Here is a 19,869-nt window from a genome sequence, read left to right on the forward strand (position 1 = left end):
TAAATTAGTTAAAGAGCCCAGTGATTATCGTATTCTACGCTACCCTTACCCGTCACTGTGAGCTGACGGCAAGTAATAGTAATAGACTCATACATGCGATCTGTGTTGGTATCATCATATACTTCTTCATAACTTACGCAATAAGCGTCAATGAAAGAAAGAGTTTTCATAATACCGCCAAGTTTGTTAGGCCATGTGATGGTGCCATTTTTTGAACCATAAGAGTCACATGTCCACTCCAACAGGTCCGTATTACCGGCATCTGTTGATTTAACCTTCAAGTTGATTACTCCACCACGGGTTGTACCTGTAGGTTGTCCTTCCACGTCAATCTGTTGATTGAACTGATACTGTACATAAGTGACTTCGCGATCTTCGCATCCGTCAACCTTTAGCTGCGCTGTTCTAGGTGCTGCCATGATTTTAATTTTTTTAAGTGAATAAATTATTTGATTTCATTTGTCCATTCTGTTACGCCATTATCCCCATTATGTCCGGTCAACTTAATGTAGAAATTCTTAGCTGCAAAGAATGGTTTTAACTCAATCTCAATTTCAATATCTTTTGTTTTCTCGTTACGAACGATTTTGGGATTCGAGTACCCTTCTATAAGTTTGCCCGGTCCCTTGTAATCTTCCAAGAAATCAATAACCTGCTCACGGATTTCTTGTGCCAATTTACCGTTCCAATTTTTAAAAGCCTCGTCATTAAAGAAATTAGAAAACACTTTGCCTATCCAATCGAAAACCCGTACAATCGGATATTCCTGCAAACCAATAGTAGCACCATTATAAAGAGAACGGTTTGAAAAAGCCATTACACGGTTCTCTTCAAACGTCATAGGAACTACTCCTTTGTCTATTAAAGCAGTCAATTCAGATTTTAACAAATCGAGACGTGTCCCTTTTGCCATGTCTATTGTGCCATACTTTTTCCCGGCGATACCTTGTGAAATAGGGGTTTCATCCGTATTGCTCATGCGCCCGGCAATTGCTGCAGAAGGCGGCAAGAACAAATCTTCTTCTTCATCATTTGCCTCATCTGATTTCTTACGTCCAAGGATGTAATTACAAGCCATAATGACGTTGGCCAAGTATGCATCGGTGTCACTTAAGTTCGCTTTGTCCAATCCTTTATTAAGCAGTTTCAATGTAGGAGAATCTGCATAGTCTGTAACCAACATTACTTTGTTGCGGTATGCCATTTGTCCCCACATATTTACAATCTGTTTACTTCCAAGATAACCGGGACTGACTAACAAGGAATAATTTTCCTTGAGGGATAACCGGTCAAAACTTCTATTTAGCTCATCGCGGACAGCTGCAAATACACGACCATCTGGATCCCCTAAATCTTCTTTATCTACATTGATAAGGTTTAAACATTTCAATTTGGATTGGCCGGAATTAGCAAAAAACTCTCCAAGCGAACGGTATGCAATCTCCAGTTTACGTGTCTGCTCATGCACGCTCCCTAAATTTTGAAGAAGATTCTTCTCTGCGGCTTTGGCAGCCTCCTGACATTTGTCCACTGCTTCTGAAGCTGTGGTTGCATCGCTATCCAAGATACTCAACCACATAAGCAAGTCTGTTTTAAGACGTTTACGTTGCTCTGCGAATTCACTGTCTTGCAAAAATATCTTTTTAGCGGCCCTGCTTTCCGGATTCATATTCTCAAGTCCGTCAGCCATTGTCTCCAAAAGGTCGAAATCTCCATAATCTTCCAGTCCTTCCAAGCTTTCTTTCAGACGTTCAGCCGGATTTTCAATTTTCTTCACCTCATCCAAATAAGCACTTTCTGCTGTTGTTATGGTATTGGCTGCTTGAGGCTGTAATTTTAATTCTTCTGGCATATTATTTGAATTTATTGAGTTAGACTTTTATTTTAAGCGGCATTAAAATGTGCATATTGTAAACCATGTGATGACTCAAGCATGCATTTTGATGAACATAAGTGACTTGGGTGTTTCACATAAGTAACTCGGACGTTTCACATAAGTAAGTCTGGTCTATCACTTATGTTCGTTTGAGGGGGATTGGGACAAAACACACAAATCCATACTGCCATAGTATAATTAATTCTTTTCCAGTTCAGCCAACAAAGACTGCAAAGCAGTAATAAGGTGCTTTCTGCTCTCCTCGTTCTCAAAAGCACGTCTAAGCACTTTATTTTTAATCATTTGTTGTTCAATAGTTTTAAAAGAATCAATTGTCGCTTTTTGCTGACTTAGATAAGCGCTTTGTTTGATAAGTTCCTTGTCATCAAAATCTTTAAGGGCATTAAACTTGAAGTTTTCTTTAACCGGACGTCCTTCCAAATCCAACATTTGCACATTGCGTTTTTCCGGTTGGTAATGGTTAAACACATCTTCCATTGTTTCCGGCTGGAACACATCACCCGGTTTAACAGGTGCCATATCAGTAAACTGATCCACATAGAGGGTCTTGTTTTGAGGAAACTCAATAATCCCATCTACCGCCTCCGCATCGAGGACTTTTGAAATTACGGTTTTCTTTGCCATATTATTGCATGTTTAAATAATTATTCATGATGTATAATTTCCCATTTCAATTCATTCCTTTCGTCCAAAGCAAGTGTAACATGATCACCCTCTCGCAGTTCGCCGGAAATAATCATTTTCGACAAGGGACGACGGATGTCTTTACGAAGAATGCCTAGAATCGGTCTTGCTCCATATTGAGCATTAAATCCATTTATAGCAATCTTATGAATTGCTTTTTCGTCTACCTGAAGAGTGATATTCTGCTCACTTAATGTTTTCAATAATCCTTTTAAATGAATGTTGAATATCACAGTCACAATCTTTTCGTTGATAGGCGCAAAGGGAACTATTTCTGTTAGACGAGCTAAAAATTCAGGACGGAAATATCCCTGCATTACTTCAAGCATATCATTATGGGTCGGTACTAAACCTTTTTCAAATTGTTCAAAAATATACTGGCTCCCAATATTAGATGTAAATATGATCAAAGCATTGGAAAAATCGCCAACTCTTCCCAATCTGTCATGCAATTTCCCCTCATCTAAAATTTGCAAAAACAAATCAAATACGGAACGATGTGCCTTTTCTATCTCATCAAACAAAACTATCGAATAGGGCTTTTGTCGGATTTGATTCACTAAAAGACCACCTTCCTCATAACCGACATAACCCGGAGGTGCCCCATAAAGTAACGCTACTGAATGTTCCTCTTTGTATTCAGACATATCGAAACGCAAAATTGCGGTTTCATCTTGAAAGAGAAATTCCGCCAACGATTTTGCTAACTCAGTCTTCCCTGTACCCGTCGGTCCTAAGAAAAAGAAACTACCAATAGGCTGCCCTTTCTTATTCAAACCGGAACGGGATTCATAGATAGAATCCAATACGGCTTTAATGGCATGATCCTGTCCGACTACACGCTTCTTTAAAATTTCCTCAGCATTGACAAGCCGCTCGCGTTCGGCAGCTTGCACATCGCCTAAGGGTATACCGGTTTTCTGAGATACGACTTCTTTCAAATGTTCTACACCTACGATTTCTTTCCGTTCATTGGGATGTAAATCATTTTTTATTTTCAATAAAGCCATGGTACGGTCGATCAAGTCAATTGCCGATTCAGGCAAGTGTTTCTCGCTGAAGTATCTTTTGGCAAGTCGAATGGCATTTATCAATAAATCATCAGAAGCCTTTAACTTGTGGAATTCTTCAAATGACTTTATTACAGCTTGAAGTATGATTTCAGTATTTTCGATAGATGGTTCTTCTAGGATAATCCGCTCAAACTTTCCGGTAATCTCTTTATCTGTTTCTATATTTTTTGTAAATCCCTCGATAGAAGAAGTGCAGACACACAGCAATCCTTGATTTAACGAAGCTTTCAGTAAGTTTATGGTTCCATTCAACGCTCCTTGCTTGTCCATTAATTGGTCGAACGATTCGATGACTAGGATGGCATTATCCATATCAGACAATTCATCCAAGATTTTTTTCATTCGGCTTTCAATCTCGCTCTTATAAGAAACCCCGATAGATAGAGCGATTGTATCAAGTTCGTAAACTTGTGCATTCTGAAGAAAGGTAGGTACTCTTCCTGCTACTATAGCTTGTACAAGTGCGTGGATTAGGGTGGTTTTGCCCACACCGGATTCTCCTGTGATAAGAATATTGGCTTTTGTTTTTCTTCCGAGAATGCCGAATATTTCATTCAGTTCTTTTTCAAAACCTACAGCTTCAGGAAGCTTTCCTTCTATCTGTTCTTGGTTTTTCCAAATGCAATATGTTGCTACATTCTTATTTCCATTGTTTTTAGTTCGAGTTGTAGAATTGTTCGCTGCGTTTGTTTGACCCTCTCCAAAGTTTCCGCAAACAGCCATAATATCTTCTTTCTGAAGCGGAAGTGTCTTAAGTTGTTCAAATGTGAAACCAACCCCAGGAGTTACAATAGCTATCAGTAATGAAACCGGATCAATAGATTCTTTTTTCAATGCCACTCGGACACTGTCAGCCTCATTAACGACAGCTTTTGAAAGTGGAGAAAGACCCTTTTGCGGAGAAGAATCATAATTCTTTTTGGACATCTTAATCCGCATGTCTGCCCAATCAAGAATATAGTAGTAATCCGCATTCAAGCTTTTTTCAATGAATGAGACTAACCCCACATCTTTATGAAGCAATGCCTTCAGGATATGAGCCGGTTCTATTGCCGCATTCATGTTTTCCTTAGCGTAGGCTTCCGCAATTTGGAAGACTTCTAAGGTACTATCACTAAAGTTATTCAACATATTTGTATTCATTAATTCATTAATCCAGCAAAATAATTTCCTTTGCAACCGGAGTCGTTTTCTTTTGTATAGGAGTGATAGTCACTGTTGTTTTTTTGTTCCTCTCTCGTGGCTTTGGCTTAACAAATACCATTTCAAATGGATACTCAATGGTTGGACAACCAATTTCCGTAATCCGAACAGAGAAATTGATACGTTCTTGGTCTATGCCAAACAACTGAAAGATATAATGGTTTTCTGTTATTTTATTCAAGATAGGCTGCTCCGAAAAATTTGAAGCGACAACTTCCACATTCTTGAAATAATTGCTTTCATCATTTCTTGCTACATCAGTTTTTATCAGATCAAATTCAACTGAAATTGTATCATTGGCTGAAGATATAGAGAAATTGGTATTGGATAAATTCACTTCGTAGTATTTTACATACCACTCAGATATCGTGACTTTATGAGGTACAGAAAGTAGTCCATCGTAACGTAACGAATAAAAATAATCGTGTGCAGTCAATGTATCGGTCAAATCTTTGGGTATAGATAAACGGCAATTATAGGTCAATGTATTCCCTTCGACATTTTCATTTTCCGTACGGGATTCTATTTGTATTTCACAATCCTCTGAATGGCTTGCCACTGTTGCTGATGTGCATTTAATATAAGGAGGCATCAAAGTTGTCAGCTTAGCATCATAATATTGATGATTAAAACCAATGTTTTCATTGTTATTCAACTTAAACAAGAAATTGTTATCCGAGTCTACGGTTATCACCCCACATTTGCCGTCAGACTTCACTATAGCCAAATCATCCTCCAAATGAAGAATCTCGTCAAATTGAGGAGGAAGAAGCTCTTTCCCTTTAAAAACCAGCCCATAACGGTTATCCTTGGATAACTTTTTAAATACACTCGTATAAGTACGCTCTGACTCCAGTGGAAATTCACTGATTACCGGCTCGTTTCCCAAAAGCTCCATATATTTTAATCGCATAAATTGATCAAAAATGAACTTGCCGTTCTTTGCACCAACTAAATAACCCTCGTCTCCTTTTATTATTGGAATTTCTTTTGCAGGAGAAACAACCAATGATTTTTTGTTGAATGTGCTATCTATCGAAATAGGAGTCAGTTCGTAGGTTTCTGAATCGATGGTATAGAATTTCTTTTTAATTGCTATGATTGCCCTTCCATTATGAAATGAAGACATAAAACTAATATCTTTTTTATCTTCATCTTGCAATACAAAAGGAATACCTTCTGTATTGATAAAATCACAATATGTCTCATTCGGATTCTTAGGATAATCTGCGTAAGACTTCACCAAAGCATGACCATCAAAAAATGGATACGCTTCAGCAAACGGACCGAAAACTTGTATGCCTTCAGTATTGAGATAGAAATATTGATTGTTCTGCCTAACCAACAACAACCCAGAATAAAAACGGTTTACTCCGTCAGGTAATTTATATTCTTTTCCTTCTATAGAAAAGATCTGCCCATAAGGATCTGTTATACCATACAGTTTCCCGTACTTGAAAAGCAAAGCCCTTTCTTCTTTAAATGCAGTAATGCTGTCAAATTCCAATGGAAGAATCTCCTTCCCTTCTTTATTCAACAAGCCGATTTTACCATTTGAAGCAACTTTCAATAAACCATAATCCATCATTTCTATAAAGTCATAATTAGGGCGTACCAACCACTTGGCTATTTGTGCTTGCACAGATAAACTCAAACATGCCATTATGACCCAAGCTAACATTTTCTTATTCATTTTCATGCTTTATTTTTTTAATGCGTGATAAGACTTTATTTATTTTTTCTATGTACTCTTTGTCTTGATTCTTTATAGCCTCATTTTTGCTCTTATTTAGCAGTTTAACTGCGACCTCAATGTCACGATTGACAACCATCCCATTCAGATAATATTGCGCTAACCAAGACATGGCCTGATAGTTGGTCGAATCTGACGCTTGAATAGCCTTTTTCAACCAAGTCATTGCTTCTTCGTTCTTTGCATTTTCAATCAGAAGTCCCAATGAATCTGTAATAAGTCCTAAATTCTTTTTGCGCAATAAAGACAAACTATCCTTTGGCGCCCACACATACGTATAAGCGACTTGGTACATTGCAGGCATGTAACCCTTTTCCGCTAAATTCAACATGCCGTCAAAGCCTTGTGATGTCTTTTCTGGCTCCGAACTGTTTAGTTCGGTTAAATAACTTTGGTATAATTCTTCCGGAGTAGGTTCAGAGGCAGAAGAGGCTAATGACCAATAAACAATACACCCACATACGGCTGCTGCCAATACTGCAATACCACTTGTTAGTATCGTTTTGTTTCTGTACCATGGCTCGGGAAAGACAAAAGCATCAATTGCAGCTCTAAATTGAGCCGATGTCGTATAACGTTCCGATTGCTTTTTAGCAGTGGCCTTTTTAATGACAGTTCTGATTTGATAAGATTGGATGGCTTTCAATGGTATCGTTTTCTGTAACTGGGCTTCCATCATATCATAAGAAGTGCCTTTAAAAGGTAGATGCCCTGTTAATAGCTGAAAATATAGAATACCTATCGCATATACATCTGTAGAAAAATTCTGATGCCGGATATCTCCAAGAATCAATTCGGGGGCTGCATACCCTGCTTTTCCTAAAAATTGTCCGGAAGAAGTTAATCCTTTATCTGCCGTATTAAGCCGAACCAACTGCTTGGCTACACCGAAATCGATGAGTTTGATTTTCCCGTCTGTAGTTACCATGATGTTCGTTGGGTCTATATCTCTGTGGATGTAGCCCACATCATGCAAAGCCATTACTCCTGCCAAAACTTTCTTTATAATCTCTGTGGATTTCTGCTCCCGATTATCAATGTATTCTTCATAAAGTTTTTCTATACTGGGGTGCACCACACCGTGTCTATCCTCTAAATTACCAACAATTAAATTCGCCAAACTTATGCCATCCAGATATTCACTGATAACATGATAATGAGTGACGTCAGCACCAAGCATGTCTTTATCCTGGGTTTCTATAAAAGCATACATAAGGACGAGGCTCTCATTGTGCAGTTGTATGGAAGCTTCCCGTCTGGCTCGTTCAATCACAAGATCTGGAAGTCCTTCAAACATCGCTTTGATAGCTACTGGAGTTACACCTCCATTGCTGTCAATTCTTTTGCCAAGATAGACACGCCCCATTCCGCCTTCACCTAAAATGTCAGCATCCGTGTCGAATTCATAATAAACACCTTCGTTACGTTCTTTCTGTCCTTGCAATTTTCTTATTGCCATAATATGTCTTCAAATTTTAGCTAAATAAGCATCAACTACCTACAAAATAATTGCCTAATGGCTTAATTCTTACTATTGCCGTTTTTATTTATGACATTAATCACTATATAGTCTTCTTTTCCTTGAATATATAATACATAGTCACCGGTTTCGTTTAAGGGAAATGTAATTTTGATGTTGCTTAATGGAGTAACTTCGCGATTAATTCCAATGGGTGATTGCACCAAATCTTGATAAGTGATAACTGGCAGAGAGACAATCCGTTTCTTTTTGCCGTTTGGAACTGTTACATTTTCAACATGAGCCTTTACCAAAGTTATTACATTGTCTACATTTTCCAAATTGGCTTCTACACAAATGGTATCACCCACCGTTGCTTGTGCAGATACAACTGAAGTTAACACAAGATATGAGCCAACGGGGTTAAGTTGTACAAAATATGCAGGTTTCCCATTGAGAAGGATTTCGCCTTCTTTCAAAATTTTATCATATACAGCTACATAGCTCTCGTTGGGAATTTTAGCATACGATACAATTTTATTAAGTGGTATCGTACGCTTGCTGCCGTCTTCAAAGTTGAAAACAAGTTCTTTACCTGAAGTCCTCGAGGAAATAAAACCCACTAAAGGACCATGTTCTTCTTTAACCTGAATTTGGTCAAGCAACTGTATTTGTGACCATAAATCCAACTTATCACTTAGCTTTTCCGTTCGAATTTGTTGCACTTGGCTGAATTTGAAAGACAATACCTCTTCATCATCGGTCAGTATTTTCAAATTTCGTCCTGGAAATTGTTCTATGATTTGCCCGGTAATCTCAGTACCATCATCAAGTACCACTATTTCTTTGACACCTGAAAAGAGATTCTCTGGTCGTCTGTTTTTCACACTGCGATACATATCCCCCCAAGCAAATGTATATTGGCTTCGCCCAAGATCTAGAAATTTAATTAACGAACCTTTTTCCAATAAAAAAACCCTGTGGAATGTACTATTCTTAAACTCCAAAGTCGTTAATTCCAACGATTTACCACTTGTGCTTTTTACGTACTTATCATTTTGTTCCGCCCATTCTTTCCATTCTTGAGATAATGATTCTGATGGAATCCTTTCGGTTATTCTATTCAGAAGCGAATCACTATTTACAACGATAGTAGCTTCTTCAGTTTGAAGCGTTATTTGTTTTCCGGGGATTTGTTCAGCAATATATCCCTTTATAATGGAGCCGTTCTTCATGTAAATCTGTTCGATGTTTTGGCTAAACACATTATTACACATAATCACCAATATAAATAGGAACAGATAGAATAACTTTTTCAAAATCATATTTCAAAATTTGATACAATTCCTAAGTCGATACATATTTTAATTTATAGCATCAAAATACAAACAATTATTATGTTTATCCCATGAGATGCCAACTGTAGCCTGTTCTAATACCGCATTATTAATGAACTGTTTCACATTCTCTGTCGTTCCATTATCTAATGGAGTATACATCTCTGAAAGGACTTCAGTTACTAATTCAAATTGCTTAGCTTCAATATTCCACGTTAACATAATCCTATTTGCTTCTTCCATAGTAGAATCTGTAAACCTGGCAGTAATCATACTAATTAAGCCTGTTCCCCAATAACTGGCTGTCGTTTCTGTTGTATACCAAGCTTCTTGATTAAGATATGTTTCTATGGTATTTCGTCCCATTCCCACATATTTATCATACCTTTCATTAAGTGTCCTCCTTATGACTATTTTATTATAATCATCTATATATTTTTCTATTCTTTCAAACATATCCACACTGCTATTATAGCTATCAACATATAAATACGTTTGGTCTAGAATTAAATCCATAACATATTGCTTACCTGATTCTATATTAGGTTTATTATCTGTTAAATCAGACATTTGCCAATCATTACCATCTGTAAACAAGTATTGCCCAGTGCCTTCTACACAATTTAATTCAAAATAGAAATCACGATTTTCTTGTGGTAATAGTGCTCTAAATCCTAAAACCTGCGTTGCCCCTCTTTTTTCATATTGGGCTTTAGGAGAGTGAGTTTGAATAGGATACCTAGTAGCTTGATCTCCGTAATCATATGTAGGATTAACACTGCCATTAAATTCAACAACCTGTTTCAAGTCTTGAGCGAAAATAGTTAATTCTTCAATATAAGGGGCGTAAAAGCTAAAACCATCCTGACCTGTACCTGTAAAATCATCATCCCAAATGATTACTTGTAATAATCCTGTTACAGGTTTTATATCAATTGTTATATTCTCAACATGCTCTCCTATTTCAAATTCTTTTGATGTTATACCTAATGTTTCAAATGGGGAATTACATATAGTAGAACTCTCAACAATATTCAAGTCATTGAGATTCTCTGCATTAGATATATTCCAAAACTTATAGTTTTGTCCTTGTACAATTCCTGTAAATTCTGCAATAGCAATAACTGAATATTTACCTGGTAATAAATCAAGATCAAAAACTAATGCATTTTCTAATGATGAATATTGTGCTTCATTACTTTGAACGAGATTTCCATTAATATCATAGATGAAAGCATGAAGATTTAAATCCCATTCACCATAATTAGTACCTTGCATTTCAAATTCATCACCCAAAACCGTTGAAAAATCATCAAAGATATGACTTGCTGTAATAGACATATTTGTCTGATACGCAATCTCAATTTCTTCTTGATCTGTACATGAGACAAATACTGCCACTATTGCAAGAAGACCTGCTATTATCTTTTTCATATATATTCCTATGTTATAACGTTAATAAATCGGATTAGAACAGCCAGCCTACCGTGACTTGAATGTTGTTGTTGTTTTTCCATTTCAAATTCTCCCCTAAATCGGTAAGACCGATTGAGTATCTTGCACCAACCATAAAACCAAAATCAAACTCGTATGCAGCACCTACTCCTATACCCCAATTAAAACCTTTACAGTCGCCTACTTTCACATTGGCATCACTCAACTTTAAAAAATCAGGGGAAGATGACAACAGATAAGAGAACTCCGGTCCCACCTCGATACTAAGCGCAGACAACGGATATACTTTCAGCATTACTGGGATTTTTATATAATTGAGTTTGATATCACCACCGTCACTTTTTATCGCCTGATATGAGTATAACACTTCCGGTTGCAGTCCCCACAGTCCCGTCCCAGGCAGACTGCTTGCCGTCCGTTGCCCCCAGTGGAAATTCATCAAAGCACCAATTTGAAATCCTGTTCCCATAGAGAAACCAGGGTCAAACGTCATATCATTGCTTATATTCGAAAGATTGACTCCAGCTTTTACACCATACTTTATAGCCAAAGCAGAGCCATGACGTTTTGTTACCAATCTCCCATCTGTTTCAGTTTTGGGATTGCCATACCCCCTGTCTATTTTGACCTGAGCCATGACATTGCTCAATGCAAGAAAGGCACTGACAGCTAAGATGAACAATTTCTTTCTCATAAAATAATTATTAAATAGTTATATAATAGTGATTTTTTTCTTTTCCCTTTCCCGTTTTGGATGAGTAACCATCTTGCTGATTTCTTTCTTTATCGTAGGGCAACCTTCTTCTGATATAGTTATATTATATGTAAACGTTCTACTTTCCCCTTCAGGGATATAAACGGGTATAGAGATTGCCATTTTTTCCCCAGGTGCAAAACTATATTCCTCGCCCCCTGATACTTTAACCTGAGTAGTAACATTAGACTTTCCGACCTTCGATTCTATTACGATATTAAGCAAAGCATTACCTTTTTCATCAGTTGAATTTCCACCCGTTACACTAACATCATACCCTTCTTCGTGTTTTGAAGACAAGGTTATCAAGCGATGCATCCATTCCAAACCATCATAAGTTACTGCAATATCCACTTGTCGGGTTGTTACATTATCAAATTTCGTATCGGACTGAAAATAGGGCAGATGTAATTTCCAAACTTCTCCGTGTCGTTTTAATGGGGCATAACGCAAGTAGCCGTCTTCGTTGATATAGCATTTCAAGCGTAAAGGATTCACATCTTTCATGTCCACTTCAACTTCCACATATTGTTGAGGCTCCATTTCGTCCAAATTCCCTGTCAAATTGCTTGATAGCGGATTATGATGGAAGACAATAACTTGAGTAGGAGCAACCAGTTCAATGCCGGCTGAAGGATTCAATTTGAGAATACCTATTGTTTTATTTTTTGCACCGACTATTGCATACTTTTTCTCATACGTTTCTACAGAATTAAACGAATGCTCCAATATAGGTTTTCCTAAGTATGTTATTTGAATTCCATCCTGCGTCTCTTGCTTGCTGAGCAACTCAGAACTTTCGGTAATGAACAATGGCGTATCATTTATTTTATAAGGCAGGTCAAAATTATAATTTGCCCCTGATATACGCCACTGATTGTCAATGTAGTAATGATGCCCGTTTTGGCTTGCCAAATATGTAAAATCATCAGACAGGTCAACGAACATTCTGCTTTCAAGCTTTTTAACACCATCTAACTTGTTTCCATCCAGCTTCATGATTCTCAACAAGTCACCTCCTCTTATAGATGAAGTTACAGCCAATAGTCGTCCATCAACCAAAGAACTTAAGAACTTGTATTTTGTATCCGATATAATAGCAGAGCCACCAGACTTGTTGATAAGGCCATAATATCCATCTCCATCGGCATATTGAACAGTTGCAATGCCGTTTTGAAACGGTGCAGCTAAATAGAAGCGGGCTTTAATCGAAATATTACCTTGATTATTTAGATAACCACATAAGCCGGATTCGTCTTTATACCCTAACAGCCCTTCTTTATAATAAGGATAGGCTGTCGCATATATGGGTTTATCTGCAAAACTACGCAAAATTTCCCCGTTTTGGTCTATAATACTCAATATCCTACGTCCCGTTTTATCCAAAACCAAGGCTCTATTTTCAACGTAAGAAGTTATACTATCATATTTGACTTCCAACACTTCTTTCCCGTCAACAGCGGATATTATCCCCCATTTCCCCTCTGATTGTACTTTAAATAAATCATGCCCCATGTATTGTATTCCGGAAAAACTTCCAGGACGACACAACCATTCCATACTTTGAGCCATACCACTGGCAGCAGGGAATAACAACACTATTACAAATAGAATAAAAGCTTTCAATTATTATCCTCCATTGATTGGGTTAATAATTCTTTCGCATGAATTGCTTTTATGGCATAGTTGAAACCTTGACTTTTGCTCACTCCAGAGTTCAATACCCCAACCAATTGGCCTTTGTCATTGAATATAGGAGATCCGCTTGCACCTCCGTATGATGGGGCATTAAATCCAAAGGAATATCTGGTGCATTCTTGTGTGATGCTTCCACCATTTGCAAGGAGTTGTACTCCTTTAGATGACTTCAAGTCTTGAAGACTTAAACCGAAAGGAAATCCCATCGTGTATATATGTGATCCGACCCTTATTTCCGAATCATCAATAACAGCTTGATTCAAGTCTACTATGCAGATGTTTTCATCAGGTAACCTTTTGGATTCCAATTGCAGTATGGCGACATCTTTTTCTATATTGTCATGCCCGACCAATTCCCGACATTGCTTTAAGTTTTCCACGCTAAAATAGGAGCCGTTAGGTACCATACCAATATAAGAAAGCACTCCCTCTACCTTAATTTGAGAAGTAAAAGCATTAAGTGCAGGATTCTCGGATGCGACAGTAGCGATAAGCATTTTGTATTTATCTGATATCATAGACAATTCCTTATCAAACAACCAAGGTCTAGTGATATGTAAATTGGTTACAATCTTACCGTCCTCTGAAACAAAGAATCCTGTTCCAGTAAAGCTATTCATTTTAGAACGCCCTCCATCAACCTTTTGAATTGTTCCATTCGCCCAAACGACTTCAGTAGGCAGTCCCAATTTCTCCAAATCCAAATTACCGGCAGAAACTTTGTAATAATAAAATCCCAATAATAACACAGTCGAATTTTTATACTTGGTATAAATTTCTTCATCTGACATGTGCTTGCCAGAATAAGACAATGCTGTAGGTTTATTATCCCAATTATTGCCAATCAGGCGATAAATTCCATATATGCCGCCACATAATAGGAGCACAATGAACAAAACGGAAAAGATTTTTTTATAATTGACAGTTTTCCCTTCACCATATGGATTTGGAACCGATACCCCAGCACATAATATCTTATCCCCTTTTTTTAATTTCACATCTTGATTGGGAGGGATTGCCCGCCCGTTCACTGTTGTCCCGTTTTTACTATGGTCTTGTATATACCATTTCTTGTCGCTCATTAATTTGAGTGTTGCGTGGAAACGGCTGACTTTATCCCCTTGTAATTGATATTTGTTTCTGAAATTCGTTCCAATCCCTCTCATCTCTTTAATTTTAGACATGTCTGGCATGGGAAGGGCAGGTATTTTATTCCAATCCAATATTTGATCTGCAAAGCGGATAACATCACCCCTTTTTATTGGAACCTCTTTATCCGGTTGCAGCCTATGGTCATTAAGATAAGTACCATTCCTGCTTCCTTTATCCGTCAACAGGATTTCTCCATTGTCAAGCAACAGCAATTCGGCATGATAACCACTAACAAATTGGCTATTTAATCTTATATGAGAATTATTCCCACTTCCTATTACAATCAGCTTCATGCGTATATATGTTTTTATTTAGTATATAGGATCGTAAATTTCTTCTTTTGTTTTGTTCGCTTTAATCGTGTCTTTATTTTCCTGCTTAGGTGGAACGGGGGCTTCTGGCTTCACAACTACAGTGTCTCTGACAATTACCGTATCAGGTTCAGGTTCCGGAATGACTGTTGGTGGTTCTGCTATTGGTTGAGGCTCCACTGGCGCCACCTGCTGGTTATTATCATAGAGATATTTTGTTCCTAAAGCAATACCAGTTAAAACAGCTAACGACATAACTACTACTAGCATTGTTCGAAGTGTATTTTTCTTTTGAAAAGGGATCAATGACCAATCCAAATTATAGATATGCGCAAATGATACAACATCCTTACGCGATACGGGTATCTCTACATTGGAGGACATTTTCATTCCGTTGACATAAGTACCGTTCCGACTTTGGTCTGTCAAAAATATCTTGCCATTCGACTCAACCCTAATGGTTGCATGTAGCCTACTGATAATGTCGGTGTTGTCCGGTATTACAATATCACATCCTTCATCCCTACCTATTGTATATATCTTTTTCATTTCCTATATTTCTATTTGGCTTATTTCCCATAAAAGGATATTCTTCCTTTATCTGTTAATCATGTTGCAAATCCTTTCCCAAAAAGAATAGTCACCGTGTTGCATAAGGATATTGAACACAACCCCTCCTATCAGCAATAAAGACAAAATAACCAATAAGATTTTAGTAGACTTTTTCATCTTCTTCTTTAAAGTTGAATTGCCATTCATCTCCAATATGGCTGCAGTCAAGTTGTCATATTCAGTTCCGCTGTTCCTCCCTATGCTTTCTATAACATTTGCCGTGGAATCAAGTATTTTGTCAATGGATTTCTTTTCGGATAAATGTTTAATAAATTCATCTTCCGGCATGGCTCCCCAAAAACCATCTGTACAAAGAACGAACCGATCCCCTTTTCGGTAAGGAAGCTCAATTGTCTCAACTTCCATATCTGTTTCTATTCCGAGTGCTTTTAATATAACATTAGATTGTGCAGACAGTCTGGCTTGTTCTTCGGATATGACTTTTTTCTTGACCATCTCAAATACCATTGAGTGATCAAACGTTCTGAAAATTTTTTTTCCTTTCCTCAATTGATATATCCGGCTGTCCCCCACATAAGCTGCAATAGCAGAACGGGGTGTCAGAAGGAGTGCTGTTACTGTTGTCCCCATACCTTGAAGTTCCGGAGTGTTTTTACCCTCCTCAATAATGGCCATATTCGCATTTCTGATGGCTTTAATCAACGTCATAGAAGGGTTAGCCTGTTTATCTGCTGAAGCCATGGTCTCAAGAATCTTCTGGACAGCAAGCTGAGATGCAACACTACCACCCTGCATACCCCCCATACCATCGCATACTACTATCAGATATCCGAGTGTCGTTTTTTTTATACCGGCTGAATCCTGATTTTCTTTTCTTCCTCCTATTCGGGAATCGATAAAACCTAATATTTCTCCATTTATTTCAATTGGTGTGACCATAATTATATTATAAATAAGATAATTAAAAGAACAAACAACAATACAGCTATGCTTATTATCAGTTTCTTGTGTTCTTCAAACATTTCCTTGATCGGATTACTTTCCCCTTGAAGAGCTTCCTTTATTGCTAATTTGAACTCAAGTGCAGATTTAAAGCGTTTTGATGGGGATTTTTCTGTTGCTTTTAATATAACATTATATAATCTTCTCGGGATTTTTTTGTCATACGGCAACTTCATGGATATTTGTCTGGATAAAATCTCGGCCTCTATATTTGTCTTAAAAGGATTATGTCCTGTTAACAATTCATAGAACGTGATTCCTGTAGAATAAATATCTGTTTGCGCATTGATTTCCGTATCGGCAGAATCTCGCAAAATCTGTTCAGGAGCAGCATATTGTGGGGTTCCGATAAAACCAAAAGATGAATATTTATTTCCTCCACTCATCCTGGCTATTCCTAAATCCATAAGTTTTACTGTTGAACCATTTTCTATCATCACATTAGATGGTTTTACATCCCGATGTACCACCCCTCTGGAATGAAGATATTGCAATGCATCCAACACATTACAAATTTCATTAGAAATCTTTTCTATTCTATCTGCCGGGGGTAAAGCATTTAACTGTTCCCGGACATGGGTTTCTAAGGTTATTCCAGCTACATAACCGCTTAAAATAAATATAGGTCCATAATCAGGATTATATTCACATAGACCTATCATCTGCACCAGATTCGGATGGGAAAAAGACAAGGAGGCTTCTTGTTTTGCCCTTTCTCTAATCATTTTATTGTTGGCATATATATCCTTGACCCTTTTTATTGCAACTCTTTGATTGGAGTTGCAACTAAATCCTAAATAAACTGTTCCCATTGCACCATTGCCTAATGGGGTAGAGTTCGGATCATAGTAATACCACTGCCCCGAGACCTGTAGATAAATATGCGGATCCCCTTCACGTTGGTATACTTGCTGAACAGTGTTATTATTCATACTTGATGGATTTTAACAATTCTATATTCTCCGTTAAGACTTTCTGAAGTTCTTCGTTATCATATCCGTGCCGAGAGTTTACTTTTTGTTCCAATAGCCTTAAAGCTCTTTCAAAAGAATTTAAAGCTTTCAATATATTATTCTCTGCATCGACTGTGTAATAGGCGGCTCCTAATATATAATACATTTCAGGAGTTAAAACTGATGTGTCTTGTATTTTAGACAAGTATTCTATAACTTTATTGAGCTCAAATTTATCAATATCGTTGCTCAAATTTAAATGCTTCCTTCTTTGAAGGAGCATATCACTCTTAGTTCCTGAAAAATAAGTAATTCCTACTTCAACTCTTGCACTATCATAGTTTTCATTAGCCAATTCCTGCATTTGCTTAAACCCTAATTTAACAGAATTTTCCATATTAGAATCTAATAATGACAAAGCTTTTTTATAGCGTTCAGATAGTGTCGGTTCTGAAAGAATTGCGTTTGTGCTTTCGGCATTATGTGCAAAGTAAAACCACGTACCACAACCCACGCCTACGACCAATACTATGGCTACAGCATATTTCCAAAGATTGTTTTTCGAAGGACATTTTTCTGCCATATCAATTGCAACTCGGAACTCAGCAATGGAATGATACCGATTCGTTTGTTTTTTTTCTGTTGCCTTCCGAATGATTTTCGCCAATGCTTTATTTTCTATATTTTTTACAGGGACTTTACGCTTAAGCTGTTCCTGCAAAACCTCGTATTGACTGCCCGTAAAAGGCAACTCTCCTACTAAAAGCCTGTAAAAAAGAATACCTAAAGCATAGATATCTGTCGTATAATTCTGGCTTTTGACATCACCCAATACTAACTCCGGCGAAGCATATTCTGCTTTCCCTATGAATTTTCCCGCTGCTGTCATTAACTTGTCTTTAGAACCTAAAGCATTCAGATTCTTTGCAATACCGAAATCTATCAATTTTATGCAGCCATTGTTGGTCACCATTATATTGCTTGGATCAATGTCACGATGAATATACCCCTTATCATGCAATGCCAACACTCCTGACAAAATATTCTTAATGATATATATGGATGTATTTTCCTTGTCTTTTACGTAGTTTCTATACAGGTTACGAGCGAAATCATTATCCTGATCCGTTACATTGTCAAAATGCCCGACTAATAAATCAGACAACTCCATACCATGCAGGAATTCACTAATGACATAATGATGATAGATTACTTCGCCCCAACGATTTTTTTCAAAGACACTTATTAGCCCTAACATCTCTACAAGATTGTCATGCCGAAATTGAATGGAAGCTTCACGCTCAGCCCTGGCATAAACTTCTTCAGGAAGATTGTCATGCAATGCTTTTATCGCGACTTCTGTTCGCACACCGCTTTTTTCATCTACACAAAAGCCACGATATACAACTCCCATTCCCCCCTCTCCTAGCGGAGGGGAATCGGCATCATATTCGTAATATATGCCTTTCTGTTTCTCGGTTTGTCCCTGTAATCTTCTGATTTGCATCGGAGATTGCTACATAAATATAGTTCCACCAGGTTTCGTGACAGGCTTATTCCCTGATTCATCCAATCCGACTGTTCCACCTTGGGAAACAGCATTTCCCTCATCATATCCTTGAGTATAACGATTAAAGGCCGGTGCTGCATAAGGATTGGTATTTATGGGAGTGTTGTTGGAGGCCTGTGTTGACATAAACTCATGACAAACGTTCAAACCAATTTGTTTGGCATCAATTAAGATAAAAAACAAATCATAATGTTCACCTATAGTAATAATATCACCATTAAAACATTCTCTTTGATCAAATCCCAGACTCTCACCATTTATCATTGTCCCACAAGTTGAGCGGGCATCACAAATAGAGGCAATGATTTTTTCTGGATTTTTCATTTGCCTTACAACCAGTACTGCATGTTGATCTGATACGGTTGCTTCACTCAAGCAAATATCACAATCTGCAGAACGTCCGATACTGTTTGAACCTATGTGAAGCGGCCAATATTCACCGGCACTTGTTCTTGAAATAGAATACAGAAAACCGACAACTGGTTTCTGATTAGGAACATTATTGGGCACTGTCCCAAATGGATTGGGGACAAAAGTGCCGTCATGTGGCTTAGGTTCTGATTGGCGATGATTTTGCGGTAAATCCGTATATGCATCTTCCATTCCCGGAATAATAGTTTTATTGCTGCTCATAATTTATTTATATACAGTTTTATATCACTCTTATTTTTTTACATTTCCAAATTCCTAATGCAGGATTTATTCTTCCCAATAAAACATGACTTATCATGAAAGTTCTAAAAAATTACAGATTATTTCTCCATTTTTTCTCCGACTTCAAACACCAAGTCAGTTATTTTATTTAGAAGCAATAGAATTTTAATTGATTTCTTTTTATGGTCATTTCACTTATATTCATTTGCAGGAATGTAATCATTAATTACTATTTTTTTACTCCAGTTGCAATTCTATATTTCCGATGGGATTTATTTCTCACATGGTCTGCTTGATCGTAAGTGAAAACATTGATTCTTCTTTCATTGTTAGAAAGTTTC

General features: G+C 37.4%; 16 protein-coding genes. All 16 read right to left on the bottom strand.

Annotated elements, in window-relative coordinates; translation table 11 throughout:
• Positions 1–8: 8 nt before the first annotated feature.
• Positions 9–419, bottom strand: coding sequence for a type VI secretion system tube protein TssD (tssD, locus tag H9625_RS05815; RefSeq protein ID WP_087248497.1), 411 nt, complete (start codon positions 417–419; stop codon positions 9–11).
• A gap of 26 nt (positions 420–445) precedes the next feature.
• The gene (locus H9625_RS05820) at positions 446–1,852 is read right to left on the bottom strand and encodes a hypothetical protein (protein WP_087248495.1); all 1,407 of its coding nucleotides are present in this window, start codon (positions 1,850–1,852) and stop codon (positions 446–448) included.
• Between the two features lie 222 nt (positions 1,853–2,074).
• Positions 2,075–2,521: a hypothetical protein gene (locus H9625_RS05825; RefSeq protein WP_087248493.1), complete on the bottom strand. Its 447-nt coding sequence runs from the start codon at positions 2,519–2,521 to the stop codon at positions 2,075–2,077.
• Positions 2,522–2,541: 20 nt separating this feature from the next.
• Complete coding sequence (locus tag H9625_RS05830; protein ID WP_191763400.1) at positions 2,542–4,785, bottom strand: AAA family ATPase; 2,244 nt, start codon at positions 4,783–4,785, stop codon at positions 2,542–2,544.
• Positions 4,786–4,804: 19 nt separating this feature from the next.
• On the bottom strand, positions 4,805–6,556 hold the full coding sequence (locus tag H9625_RS05835) for a WG repeat-containing protein (protein WP_087248491.1): 1,752 nt from the start codon (positions 6,554–6,556) through the stop codon (positions 4,805–4,807).
• Positions 6,543–8,069 carry a serine/threonine-protein kinase gene (locus tag H9625_RS05840; protein WP_087248489.1) on the bottom strand — a complete coding sequence of 509 codons (1,527 nt, stop codon included), beginning with the start codon at positions 8,067–8,069 and terminating at the stop codon, positions 6,543–6,545. The genes H9625_RS05835 and H9625_RS05840 overlap by 14 nt, the downstream gene beginning before the upstream one ends.
• A gap of 62 nt (positions 8,070–8,131) precedes the next feature.
• Positions 8,132–9,394, bottom strand: coding sequence for a hypothetical protein (locus tag H9625_RS05845; protein ID WP_191763402.1), 1,263 nt, complete (start codon positions 9,392–9,394; stop codon positions 8,132–8,134).
• A 39-nt stretch (positions 9,395–9,433) separates the two neighbouring features.
• Positions 9,434–10,840, bottom strand: coding sequence for a FimB/Mfa2 family fimbrial subunit (locus H9625_RS05850; RefSeq protein ID WP_191763404.1), 1,407 nt, complete (start codon positions 10,838–10,840; stop codon positions 9,434–9,436).
• 34 nt (positions 10,841–10,874) lie between these two features.
• A complete protein-coding gene (locus H9625_RS05855; RefSeq protein WP_191763406.1) occupies positions 10,875–11,555 on the bottom strand; it encodes a porin family protein in 681 nt (226 codons plus the stop codon).
• A gap of 18 nt (positions 11,556–11,573) precedes the next feature.
• Positions 11,574–13,241: a WG repeat-containing protein gene (locus tag H9625_RS05860; protein WP_087248481.1), complete on the bottom strand. Its 1,668-nt coding sequence runs from the start codon at positions 13,239–13,241 to the stop codon at positions 11,574–11,576.
• A complete protein-coding gene (locus tag H9625_RS05865; protein WP_191763408.1) occupies positions 13,238–14,758 on the bottom strand; it encodes an FHA domain-containing protein in 1,521 nt (506 codons plus the stop codon). Before H9625_RS05865 ends, H9625_RS05860 begins: the two co-directional genes overlap by 4 nt.
• Before the next feature lie 18 nt (positions 14,759–14,776).
• Entirely contained in the window at positions 14,777–15,325 is a 549-nt protein-coding gene (locus tag H9625_RS05870; RefSeq protein ID WP_191763409.1) for an FHA domain-containing protein, read from the bottom strand.
• A 48-nt stretch (positions 15,326–15,373) separates the two neighbouring features.
• Positions 15,374–16,288, bottom strand: a complete 915-nt coding sequence (locus tag H9625_RS05875) for a PP2C family protein-serine/threonine phosphatase (protein WP_087248476.1) — start codon at positions 16,286–16,288, stop codon at positions 15,374–15,376.
• A 2-nt stretch (positions 16,289–16,290) separates the two neighbouring features.
• Positions 16,291–17,283 carry a serine/threonine-protein kinase gene (locus H9625_RS05880; RefSeq protein WP_087248474.1) on the bottom strand — a complete coding sequence of 331 codons (993 nt, stop codon included), beginning with the start codon at positions 17,281–17,283 and terminating at the stop codon, positions 16,291–16,293.
• Positions 17,276–18,811: a serine/threonine protein kinase gene (locus H9625_RS05885; protein WP_087248472.1), complete on the bottom strand. Its 1,536-nt coding sequence runs from the start codon at positions 18,809–18,811 to the stop codon at positions 17,276–17,278. Before H9625_RS05885 ends, H9625_RS05880 begins: the two co-directional genes overlap by 8 nt.
• Before the next feature lie 9 nt (positions 18,812–18,820).
• Positions 18,821–19,507: an FHA domain-containing protein gene (locus H9625_RS05890; RefSeq protein ID WP_191763411.1), complete on the bottom strand. Its 687-nt coding sequence runs from the start codon at positions 19,505–19,507 to the stop codon at positions 18,821–18,823.
• Positions 19,508–19,869 lie beyond the last annotated feature (362 nt).

Source organism: Phocaeicola intestinalis, from assembly GCF_014837065.1.
Lineage (GTDB): Bacteria > Bacteroidota > Bacteroidia > Bacteroidales > Bacteroidaceae > Phocaeicola > Phocaeicola intestinalis.